Origin of the sequence: Intrasporangium sp. (genome assembly GCF_039812505.1) — a bacterium.
In the GTDB taxonomy this organism is placed as follows: domain Bacteria; phylum Actinomycetota; class Actinomycetes; order Actinomycetales; family Dermatophilaceae; genus Intrasporangium_A.
On sequence record NZ_JBDIAQ010000007.1, the window covers coordinates 1 to 11,494 of the forward strand.

The 11,494-nt window shown below is 70.5% G+C and carries 8 protein-coding genes; 6 read left to right on the forward strand and 2 right to left on the reverse strand.

From position 1 onward, the window contains the following. The 4 genes from WMI84_RS02115 to WMI84_RS02130 all read left to right on the forward strand — a co-directional run. The coding region (locus WMI84_RS02115; RefSeq protein ID WP_347350348.1) for an ABC transporter permease at window positions 1–519 on the forward strand (519 nt) is incomplete at its 5' end. A gap of 36 nt (window positions 520–555) precedes the next feature. Then, the gene (locus tag WMI84_RS02120) at window positions 556–1,932 is read left to right on the forward strand and encodes a hypothetical protein (RefSeq protein ID WP_347350349.1); all 1,377 of its coding nucleotides are present in this window, start codon (window positions 556–558) and stop codon (window positions 1,930–1,932) included. Between the two features lie 6 nt (window positions 1,933–1,938). Further along, on the forward strand, window positions 1,939–3,093 hold the full coding sequence (locus WMI84_RS02125) for a DUF917 domain-containing protein (protein WP_347350350.1): 1,155 nt from the start codon (window positions 1,939–1,941) through the stop codon (window positions 3,091–3,093). Continuing rightward, a complete protein-coding gene (locus WMI84_RS02130; protein WP_347350351.1) occupies window positions 3,090–4,649 on the forward strand; it encodes a helix-turn-helix domain-containing protein in 1,560 nt (519 codons plus the stop codon). Before WMI84_RS02125 ends, WMI84_RS02130 begins: the two co-directional genes overlap by 4 nt. A 111-nt stretch (window positions 4,650–4,760) precedes the next feature. Here WMI84_RS02130 and WMI84_RS02135 read toward each other — a convergent pair whose 3' ends face one another. Further along, window positions 4,761–6,440 (reverse strand): hydantoinase B/oxoprolinase family protein, encoded by a 1,680-nt coding sequence (locus tag WMI84_RS02135; RefSeq protein ID WP_347350352.1) that lies wholly within the window; start codon window positions 6,438–6,440, stop codon window positions 4,761–4,763. Beyond that, the gene (locus WMI84_RS02140) at window positions 6,437–8,479 is read right to left on the reverse strand and encodes a hydantoinase/oxoprolinase family protein (RefSeq protein ID WP_347350353.1); all 2,043 of its coding nucleotides are present in this window, start codon (window positions 8,477–8,479) and stop codon (window positions 6,437–6,439) included. Before WMI84_RS02140 ends, WMI84_RS02135 begins: the two co-directional genes overlap by 4 nt. Before the next feature lie 247 nt (window positions 8,480–8,726). On the opposite strand from WMI84_RS02140, the gene WMI84_RS02145 reads away from it, so the two are divergent. Both WMI84_RS02145 and WMI84_RS02150 read left to right on the forward strand, forming a co-directional pair. Further along, entirely contained in the window at window positions 8,727–10,091 is a 1,365-nt protein-coding gene (locus WMI84_RS02145; protein ID WP_347350354.1) for a leucyl aminopeptidase family protein, read from the forward strand. A 69-nt stretch (window positions 10,092–10,160) separates the two neighbouring features. After that, window positions 10,161–10,856, forward strand: coding sequence for an SDR family NAD(P)-dependent oxidoreductase (locus WMI84_RS02150; RefSeq protein ID WP_347350355.1), 696 nt, complete (start codon window positions 10,161–10,163; stop codon window positions 10,854–10,856). Window positions 10,857–11,494 lie beyond the last annotated feature (638 nt).

An 11,494-nucleotide genomic window follows, 5' to 3' on the forward strand; every position in this document is an offset into this window, starting at 1 on the left:
GCCAGCCAGGTCGACGCGTTCCGGGTCCTGAACTACCAGGTGAACCCGGGCGGGCTGACCCTCGCGAGCTGGACCTACATCGGTGTGCTCGCCATCACCTGGTTCCTGTTGGCCCGCACGACCTACGGGCGCGAGTTGTACGCCGTCGGCGGCAACGACGAGGCGGCACGGCTCTCGGGCATCAGCGTGGCCCGGGTGCGGATCCTCACCCTCGTCATCTCCGGCGTCACCGCCGCCCTAGCAGGCCTGATCCTCGCCTCCCGGGGCGGGTCGGCCCAAGCGAGCCTTGCCACCGGTCTCGAGCTGACCGCGATCGCGGCGACCGTTGTCGGCGGCACCAGCATCATGGGCGGCGAGGGAGCGATCTGGCGTGCCGCCGCCGGCGTGCTGATCCTGCAGCTGTTCAGCAACGGGTTCAACCTGCTTGGCTGGGACACCACCTACCAGCAGGTCCTCACCGGCGCGTTGATCCTCATCGCCGTCAGCGTCGACCAGGTGCTCAGGCGACGCCGCCGTTAGCCCGGCGGTAGTCCTGCGATGCGCGACACTGACCCAGTGAGCGATACCTGGGGGGTTCGCGTCTGCACGAGGCAGGTCACCGCTGCGAGGATCACCGGTGAGGACGGCGCACACGGGCCGTCCTCATGGGTCCGTGCCCTCCGGCACGGACAAGCCGTCGCGGACGGTCTCTATGACCTGCTGCGCGAGGCCGGCATCGAGGGTGCCCGGCTCGTGGCCGACGTGAGCCCAGTTCTCGACGCATGGCTTGCCCAGCAGCCCACCGGCCACAACCCCGGGTGTCGGCTGGGCAGGGTGACCGTGGTCCGGGTCGCGCCGTCCCCCAGGGCGATCGCAGACCCCTTCACCGACTGGCCCGCCCACCTAAGCCGCCAGCTCGACGGCGGGTGGCTGCACCTGACCGGCGGGATCGACCTGCACGGCGGGCGCGTCATACCAACCGACACCTCGAGGATCGGCGAGGCCATTCGGCTGGCAGAGCAGCAGGGCTCGGTCGCCATCTGTGTCAGCGCGATGGGAGCACTGCTCGACAGCCAGGTCGAGTACTCGGTCGCGGAGCAGCTGGTCCGCCTGGCGCCGCCGTGCCCCGTGGTTCTGGCCCACACCGCCGGGGGCCGCAGGTTCCTCGAGCGGGAGAAGTCGGCCGTCCTGGCCGCCGCGCTCCTGCCCGCGACCGCCGGCCTTCTAGACGACCTCGAGACGGCCACGGCACGCACCGGATCTGCGCTGTGCCTCGCCGGCGCCGACGGTGCCCGGCTCGGCGTGGAGGACGCACGGGCCATGCCCACCCGGCTCCTCGGCGCCACGAACGCCCTCATCGCCCAAGGCGCCGCAGCACTGGCCGGTCTCACCACCGCGGTCATCCTCCTCTGGGTCGGAGACCACGCCCGGCTGCTCACCATGCGGCAAGGGGTCCTACGCACCCAGCTGGTGCGCCGCTCGACGCAACTGGGCGACCTGCGGTTCAGCCAACGCAACGCCGTCCAGTCGATCCTGACCGGACCCGCCGCCGCAGACCTGACCCGTGACCTCGTCGAGGACCGGCCGACAGTCCTGACGCGCATCACGGCCGCAGACAACCGCGGCTTCGAGGCATTCACGGCCGTGCTGAGCGGCCAGCTACCCGATGTCCACGTCGTCACCGAGGACCCACCCCTGCTCGCCGCCCTCGGCGCCCGCGCCTCGCTGCCACAGTCCGAGATCATCAAATACGCCGTCGCGTCCAGCAACGACGAGGTGCAGCAGATGCGTCACCTCCTAGTGCAGATCGCCCAAGGGCGTGTCCTAGCCGCGACGGACCGGCCGGTCGAGCTGCGGACCCTCACCGACCACCACGCGCCGCTCTCCTTCCTCCTGCCAGGCCCCGTGCTGCTGCGCGTCCACGTCGTCGGCCTGCCGATCGAGACGAGCTGAGAGCCCGTGCACTCCCCCACGCAGCAGGGTGGAACCGGCCAGGACGACAACGACAACGGCCGCCCCGGTGCCCCAACCGTCCTGACCGGCGACGACCTCGATGACCTGCTCTCCGGAGCCCAGCTCGGCGTGCTCACCGCCGCAAGCACCTTCGCCGGTGCCCTGGAACGGTGGGTCGGGCGGCTTCTCGACCAGCACGGCCCGCTGCCCCTGATCCCAGCCGGCAACACCGCCAGCCGGCTCGGCGAGCACACCCACGCGTGCACGGTGGGTCTGGTCGGATCACTGGCGGCCCTCTACGAGATCCCACCGGCAGGGGACGAACCCGTTACCGCAGTGCGGCAGCTCGAGCACCTGCTCGGGGTGCGGATGCACGCCATCGCCCCGCTCAACGCGGCCGGCATCAACGCGCTGCTCGCCGTCGCCGCAGCGTGCCTGCTCGAGCTGCCGCTGATCGACGTGGACGGGCAGGGACAGGTGCTGCCCCTGATCGACCAGTCAACCTTCGCGCTGGCCGGGCTGAACCCCGCACCGCTGGTCGGGGTCGGTCCCTGGGGTGACGTGCTGTCAGTACAGTCCCCGCTGCGGCGCGGGGAAGCGGTGGAGCGGGCCGCTCTCGCCGGCGCGGGAGGGTGGCTGCTCACCGCGCTCTACCCTGCGCCCGCGACGCGCCTGGCCGCAGCGGGGATCCCAGGCAGCCTGTCACGGGCCGTCGCCGCCGGAGCGACCCTCCGATCGGGGCGAGGACAGCTCGGCCCACGTCTGGCGCGGCAGCTCGGTGGACGGATGATCGGGCGCGGGCAGATCACCGAGATCATCCAGCATGCGGAGCCAGGCGCCCCGAGAACCCAGCCGGCCGGGCCCGTTTCCATCCGCCTGGCCAAGAGCGGCACCGCCGGTGCCGAGATCATTCTGGAGGTTCGCAACGAGGCCGTCCTCGCCTTGGTCGACGGGGCCGTCGCGGGCTGTGCACCGGATGTCATCTGCCTGCTGGATCCGCTGCGCGGGCGAACGGTCGACCTGCTCGATCTGCAGGAAGGGGACACCGTGGACGTCCTGCTGCTGCCCGCCCACGAACGGTGGCACACACCCGATGGGATCGGGCGGGCCGGGCCGCGCGCCTTCGGGCTGCACCTGCCCTACCGGAGGGGCCTGCGATGAGGACCCTTCACACCGCCTCCGAGAGCATCACTCTCGCCGAGGTGCTGCGGGCCGAGCCGATGCGCAGCGTACGCATGCACGCCCTGGCCGGGCTCGGCCGGGTCGTCGACGAGATCCGGCTCATCGATGACGTCGAGCAGGTCCGTGCCGCCCGGCCGGGCACACTTGTCGTCCTGCAGCACGGCATCGCCCAGACAGCCTGGGCGACGGCTATCACAGTCCGGTACGCATGGGAGCGGAACGTCAGGGCGGTCATCTGCGGGCTCGACGTCACCGCCGCGCCGTCGGTGATCAGCCTTGCCGAACGGCTGTCCGTACCGCTCGGCATCCACCGGGGAGACCTACCGACCCTGGCGCTCGAGCTGTCCGCGGTCGTGGCTCACCCCGAGGCAAGCCGCGCCCGGCTCATCGCCAGATGCGCGCAGCGCCTGGCGCGCCAGGGCGAGGTCGACGCGGTCCTACATGTCATCGAGGCCGAACTGCCCGGAGTGCACGTCACCCTGCACAACCCACCCCGGGACAACCATGAGCCGGCCGGACCAGAGCCGTGGATCCGGCTGCCGATGGGGCCGATGGACATCCCCCGTGGCAGAGAGCTCCTCGCCACGATCGATCGCGGGTCCGTGGCCTGGGCGCGGACGGTGCGCGTGGTGCTCGAGATCGCCCGGGCGCAGATCATCGCCTGCGAGGCCACCAGCCGCATCAGGCTGGCGCGCCGGCGCCAGCTCGAGCGATGGGCACTGCGGCAGCTGACCGACCCGGAACGAACCGACAGCCACCTGGCCCACGAGAGCACCGGTCCGTGGTCGGCGCCGGCGGCCCTCGAACATCCGGCATCGCAACCCCGCGCCGCGGCCGAACGGCTCGGCTGGCAGATCGGCCCGCGCCTGATCGCCGGCAGCATCCTGCCCGCGAGCCTGGCCGTCCAGGTCGACGACGACCTCGACCTGGCCCTAGCCGCAGCGTGGCCCGAGACTGGCGACCTGACCGGGCCGGTCCGGCACGGAGCCGGCTGGGGCGTGTGGCTCAGCTTCGAGAACGACCATCCTGACGGCGAGCCCGGCCCGGCGCTCGACCGACAAGCAACGCGATCCCTGCTCGCGCTGCTGCGCCGCTGCCTCGACGAGGTCGCTGTCGGAGTGCCCCTCGTCGCAGGAATCGGCACACCAGTCGATCACGACGGGCTCACCGCGTCGCTGCGGCGCGCCGAGCTCGCCGCCAGGGCCGCCCAGGACGAGCCCGATGCGCGGGTGCTCCCGTTCACAGAGGTAGGCCCCCGCGCGTTCCTCGCCGCGGCCGCAAGTCCTGCGCTTCGTGAAGCAGCCGGTGACATGCTGGCGCCGCTGGTCGACGTCGAGGACGGCGCGGTCCTGGCCCGCACGCTGGCGGCCTATCTCGACTGCGGCGGCTCCACGGGCCGAGCCGCCGAGCTGCTCGGGGTCCACCGCAACACAGTCTCGGGCCGACTCGACCGGATCCGGCGCGTCGGCCTCGACCTCGACGACCCCGGCACCCGGCTCGGCATCCACATGGCAGCACACCTTCTTGGCCACTGACGGTGCTGACACACGTTGCCGCCGATACGAAGCAGAGCCGACTTGCAGGCGGCGCGACCAGTGGCGATCCAAACAGCGCCGATGTGATCCCTACTCGCGCCGCCGGCATTGTCAGCCGGTCTGTATCCTTACCCCGTAGACGCCCTGCGCGGCGGCAACGCTGATGAGGCCGGCCGCGAGGTCGGCCGTCACCTGGCCGCGGTCCCGGTCGGCAGGATCGCCATAACCGCCGCCGCCGCTGGTCAGGCAGCGCACCCGGTCGCCGGGGCGAAGACGCATGCCGTTGCACTTGAGCAGTCGCCGCGCGTCGGGGGTGCCGGGGTTGACGACGATCTCGGGCCCGACCCCCGCGGCGCCGCCCTCGAGACCCCACGGTGGGGTGACGGACCGCTCGAACCACAGGGAGATCGTGCAGTCGTGCAGCGCCTCGTACTCGCGCACGACCCCGACCCCGCCGCGCCACCTGCCCGCGCCGGCGCTGTCCTGCCGCAGGGCGTAGTCACGCACCCGCAACGGGAAGCGGGACTCGAAGACCTCGATCGGCAGATCCTTCAGCGAGCCGTTGACGTTGTTGATCAGGGCGCTCTCACCGTCGGAGCCATCCCAGGCACCCCATCCACCGAGGGTCGCCTCCAGGCTGACGTAATCGCGGCCGACCCGGGGGTCGTGGCCGGCGAGCATGACGATCATCGAGTCGCCGTGGCTGGCCGCGGCGACCTGGGCCGGCATGACCGGGGCCAGCGCCTGCGCCACGAGGTCGATGAGCAGACCCAGGTGCGAGAAGTACCACTGGCAGGCTGCGGGGGCGATCGCGCCGAACACGGAGCCGTCTCGGACCTGGACCGTCATCGGGCGGAACGAGCCGCCGTTTCCGGGGACGTCGGGGCTGATGAGCAGTTTGTAGCCGACCCGGCATGCCGAGATCGCCTGGGCGACACCGCAGTTGACCGGGCCTATGGTCTGGTCCGCGGAGTCGCGGACGTCGAAGTCGATCGAGTCACCGGTGACGGTGATCCGCAGGTGGACCCGGACCGGAGTGTCCAGGTCCACGCCGTCATTGTCGAGGAAGCCTTCGGCCTCATAGACGCCGTCCGGGATCGCGGCGATAGCGGCCCGCTCGAACTGTTCGGTCTGGGCGAAGATGTCGTCGCGGGCGGCGCGGACCGTCTCGAGCCCGAACCGGGCGACGATCTCGGCCAGACGAGTCTGGCCCATCTCGATGCAGGCGATCATCGCGTGCATGTCCCCGGTGGTGGGGTAGGGGAACCGGACGTTGCGGGTGATCGTGTCGGTGACCGGGCGGATCGGCCCGCCGGCCGCGACCAGCTTTTGCGGGCCGAGCCGGAGCCCTTCCTGGAAGATCGACGTCGAGTCCATGGAGCCGCCCGGGTCCTTCGAGCCCACGTCGATCCAGTGGGCGCGGGAGGCGGTGAACCCGACAAGTGTGCCGTCGACGAAGACCGGGCCGAAGATCGTGACGTCGTTCAGGTGTGTCCCGCCCAGGTAGCTGTCGTTGAGGATCCAGACATCGCCCGGTTGCCACACCTCTCGGCCGAACATCTCCTCGGTGGCGATCGTGCACGTCTCAAGGTTGCCCAGGAAGATGGGCAGCCCCGCGGACTGGCCCAGGACCTGATGCTGGTCGTCAAGCAGGGCAACCACGCAGTCGCCCCCCTCGTAGATGATCGGAGTGTAGGCGGACCGGATCAACGACGCGTTCATGTCGGCGGCGGCCGAGGTGAGGGCGTTGCGGATGATCTCGACGGTGACGGGGTCGGGCTGGGTAGTCACAGGGGTGCCTCCGTGGTAAGGACGAGGTTGCCGTAGTCGTCCACGGTCGTGCGGAATCCGGGCGGCACGACCGTGGTCGCGGTCTCCTCCAGCACAATCGTGGGTGACGGCAGGTGGTCGCCGGCCGACAGCGAGGAGCGCCGGGCGACCGTCGCGGGCACCGGCTTGCCGCCGAAGACCACCTGGTGGGTCGAGCGCGCTGACTGGTCGCCCACGAGCGGGGCCGTCGTCGTCTTGGCGTGGCCCAGATCGCCGAGACCGGTGGTGCGCAAGGTCACGACCTCGATCGGTGCGCCGGGGTTGGCGTGCCCGAACCGGTGCTCGTGCATCTGCGCGAACCGTTCGGAAAGCATCGTCAGGAACGCACCGTTGTGCGGCTCCTCGGCGCTAAGCAGCGGCACGGTCAGGGTGTACTCCTGTTCGACGTAGCGCACATCGAGTGCATGGGTCAGGGTGCGCGCACCGGCAGGGACCCCTTCGCCGTCGAGGAAGGCGTGGGCCTGCTCCCCCATCGCCGTGAGATGCCGGGCCAGGTCGGCCCGGTCGAGGTCGACGTCCCGGAAGAAGTAGGCCTCGGCCAGGTCCGTGCGGATGGAGGTCTGCAGCATCCCCCACGCCGAGAACGCGCCCGGGAACCTGGGGACGACGACCTCCCGGATGCCGAGCTCCTGGGCCAGGAAGGCCGCATGCATGGGCCCGGCGCCGCCGAAGGCGACCAGCGTGAAGTCGCGCGGTTCGATGCCGCGGGCGACGGTTATGGTCCGGATCGCCTGAGCCATCTTCGCGTTGGCGACATCGCAGATCCCTTCTGCCATGGCGTCCGTCTGAAGGCCGAGCAGCTCGCCCAGGCCGGCCACCGCCGTGCGGGCCGCCTCGAGGTCGAGGTCCATCTGACCACCGGCGAACCAGGCTGGATCGACTCGCCCCAGGACGAGGTTCGCATCTGTGACCGTCGGCTCGGTCCCTCCGCGCCCGTAGCAGGCCGGGCCCGGCGAGGCACCGGCGGACTGCGGCCCGACCCGTAGGCCGCCCTGCTCCAGCCAAGCGATCGAGCCGCCGCCGGCGCCGACCGTGTGGATGTTGACCACCGGCATCAGGATGGGCAGGCCCTCCAGGCTGGTCTCGGGGGTGAGATCAGGTTTGCCGCCGATCACCAGCGACACATCGAACGAGGTACCGCCCATGTCCACGCAGATCAGGTGGTCACGCCCGATTGCCTCTCCGAGAGCCACCCCGCCCATGGCCCCACCGACCGGCCCGGACAGCAAGGTCTGCAGCGGCCGCTGGCGGGCAGAGTCGACCGTGAGGATGCCGCCGGAGGACTGCATCACGTGAAGGGGCACAGCCAACCCCCGCCCGGTCAGGTCGTCCTCGAGCCGGGTCAGGTAACGCCGTACCACCGGGCCGGTGTAGGCCTCGATCGTGGCCGATGAGGTCCGCTCGTACTCACGCCACTCCCGAGCCGCCTCGTGCGAGAGACTGATCGTCACCTCGGGGCCGAGCTGCTCCCGCAGGATCTCGCGGGTGCGCAGCTCGTGCGCCGGGAAGCGGAAACTGAACAGGTAGCCGACAGCGATCGCGGTGATGCCCTCGGCGCGGGCCCGTACGGCCGCTTGGCGGACCGCGTCCTCGTCGAGCGGGACGAGCTGCTCGCCCTCCGCCGAGAACCTGCCGGCGATCGGCACGATGTCCGTCAGCGGGACCAGCGGCTCGGGTTTGCGGTAATGCAGGTCATACAGGCGCCAGCGTGGCCCGCGCGCGATGTGCAGCTGATGGCTGGCGCCCTCGCTCGCCAGGAGCAGCACCCGTTCTCCGCGTCGGGTCAAGAACGCGTTGAGTCCCTGGGTCGTGCCATGCACCAGGAAGGAGATGTCGGCCGGGTCGCGCACGAGGGCACCCAAGGCCGTGTTGACCCCCTCGGTCAGGTCATCCGGCGTGGTGGAGGCCTTGCCGGCCCGATAGCTGCCCAGTTCCTCGTCATAGGCGATGACATCCGTGAAGGTGCCTCCGATGTCCATCGACACGCGCTGCTGTGCCACTGCTGGTTCCTTCCATCCGGGTGCCGCTCAGGCTAGGAAGTCACGAACCGGTAAGACGGTGCCTGTCGCCCAGTCCCGGGTGCCCGTTATGGGCTGCCCGCACCCTGCCGGGCGATGCGAGGGTGCTGTGCTGTGTCATCTGATGCCCGCGCAGTCGCGGCCGGCGCACAGGAGGACGGCACGGTTGAGCACCACGATCCCGCTGGTCCCAGACGACCCGGAGCCCTTCGGCGGCCCGACCCTGCGAGTGGTCCCGACCACGCCCGGGCAGACCGAACACCTGACCCGCGACCAGTCCGGGACGACACTGCACGGCCCAGCCCCCGGCTGGGGCGTTGACAACCGGCCGGGCCGCGTCCCTGCGCCGGAGGCGATCCACCGGTGGGCGCGCGAGGTGGGCCGCCGCCTGCAGGCGCACGCGTGGGCACGTGGAGGGGACACGTTCGTCGATGTCACGGCGCTGACCGACAGTGGCCTGCCGCTCGCGCGAGCGCTCCGGCTTGCATGCCTTGGCCTCACCGACGGGCTAGGCGGGCCCGCCGCCGCGACCGGGTGCCGCATCCACCTGGTCGGCCTGCCCGACGCGCCGGGTCTTGCCGAAGCCCGTTCACGAGCCTATGTCGATGCCCGAGCCGCCCAGCTAGCCCGTGACCTGATCGATACCCGCGCGAACGAGGTCACCCCAAAGGTGTTGGCAGGCAGAGCCGTCGAGACGGCGGAACGATCCGGGCTGTCCACCCGGGTCTGGGACGCCGCGGATGCTGCGGCCGCCGGCATGGGCGGCATCATCGCGGTGGGATCCGGGTCACCGAACCCCCCGGCCCTCGTTGAACTCATATACCAGCCCGCAGGCGGCGAGCAGTCACGCCCGCCCGTCTGCCTGGTCGGCAAAGGGGTCACCTTCGACAGCGGCGGCCTGTCGATGAAGTCGCCCGCAGCCATGGTCGGCATGCACAGCGACAAGGCCGGCGCCGTGACCGTACTCGCCGCGATGAGCGCGCTACGCGACCTCGGCGTCGGCACACCCGTCCGGGCACTACTTCCCCTCGCCGAGAACCTGCCCGGCACCCGCGCCACCCGACCCGGCGACATCATCACCATGCTCGACGGCGCTCGCGTCGAAGTCGTCGACACCGACTTCGAGGGTCGCGTCCTGATGGCCGACGCGCTCGTGCTCGCCGCAGGCACCCAGGCTGGCTCGGCCCCCGCGGCAGTCATCGACGTTGCTACTCTGACCTACCAAGCAGTCACCGCCCTCGGCGTGGACATCGGCGCCCTGATCGCCCGCGACGACACGCTTGGGCAACGCTTGCTCACGGCCGCCGAACGGGTCGGTGAGCCCCTGTGGCCGCTGCCGTGGGCACCCCGGTACGCAGATCAGATCCGCTCTCGGGCTCCCGGTGCGCGGCTGCGCAACCACCCCGGTACCGACACCGGGCGGGCGCTCACCGCCGCGCTGTTCCTCGGCGCCTTCGTACCCGACAAAATCCCTTGGGCTCACCTCGACATCGCCGGCCCGGCGATGGCCGGAACCAGCGCAGACGCGCGCGCCACCGGCTACGGGGTCCGGACCCTAACCGACCTGCTCGAGCAGTGGCAGCCACTCCCCTGAACCGGGCGGCCGCCGCCGGACCCCACCCCTCGCACGAGCCGACAACCACGAAACGAAGGAGCCCCACAGATGACACGCACCGCACTGGTAGTGGGAGCCGGCCAGGGCATGGGCCGTGCAATAGCCTGCCGCCTCGCGGCCACCACCGGCACCCACGTACACCTCGGCGGACGCACCACGGGAAAGCTTCGCGCGGTCGCCGACGAGATCCAGAACGCGGGCGGAAGCTGCGAGGCCCTCCCCTTCGACGCCACCGACCGCGACCAAGTAGAAGCAGCGATCGGCGGCATCGGCACCCGGCTCGACATCGTCGTCCACACGGTCGGGCGCAGCATGATGCGCTCCTTCGACGAGACCACGGTGCAGGACTGGGAGGAGCAGATCAGCGCCAACCTCAGCTCGGCCTTCCACGTGGCCCAGGTAGCATTGCCCCTGCTCCGGGCCAGCGACAACCCCAGCCTCATCCTGATCACCTCGAAAACAGCCCTGAAGGGCTACCCCGTCGTGGCCTACTCCGCAGCCAAGGCCGGCGTTCTCGGCATGGCACGCGCCCTCTCCGTCGAGCTCGCGCCAGAACGCATCCGCGTCGTCCCGATCTGCCCCGGCCCCGTCGACACCCCGATGCGATGGGCGGCCACACCCGACATGGACCGTAGCCTCGTCATCGGCGTGGAGAACATCGCGGCCACGGTCGCCTACCTCGTCGACCTCGAACGCGGCGTCACCGTCGACACACTCCTCGTCCAATCAGCACAGTACGACTGACCAGCCCGTCATCCGAGAAGCGTCAAATACGGCGGGCCATGAAGCCAAGGGGTCGGTGAACATTGGAGGCCGGCACTATGGCGGACTCTGGATCTGGCACGGTCAGTCTGGAGTCGGTGTCCCGCAGCAAGATGGCCGCCTCGGCCACAACGCGGGTGGGGCCGTGACAACTACCGAACCACCCGGCCACCTCGGGTCGCACTCAACCATGTGCAGTGAGGCCCACCACAGATTGCACCGTCAGCAACCGGGCTGAGAGTTGGGTGGTGTACCCGATGCAGCCAAGGAAGATCTGGCCGGCGCCTGCCGATGCTAGCGTTCCGGCCCGCCGCCCCAGCTTGATCGACTGTGCCGTGCGTGGGTTCACCGCAGTTACGATGACTGGCCGCTCAGCCCAGCGTGCCCGGAGGTCGGCTCGCTGATCGGAGCTCGGAGGAAACAGGCTCATCTCAAACTCCTGCCCTGACCGGGTCTCCAAACCCAGACATGCCAAGCCGATCCTGGCCACATCGCGCCCAGGGTCGGAAGTGGTGCGCAGGATGAGAATGAGTTACTCAGACGAGGACGGCACGGTCGCGTAATCTCGAGTGCCACTTCGGCGACTCCGTTCGTTGGCTGCCTCCATCCGCGGGGGTCGA

Excerpts from the sequence above, each read along its gene's own strand:
- WMI84_RS02130 (WP_347350351.1), top strand. The coding sequence starts at position 3,090 with ATGAGGACCCTTCACACCGCCTCCGAGAGCATCACTCTCGCCGAGGTG.
- WMI84_RS02150 (WP_347350355.1), top strand. The coding sequence starts at position 10,161 with ATGACACGCACCGCACTGGTAGTGGGAGCCGGCCAGGGCATGGGCCGT.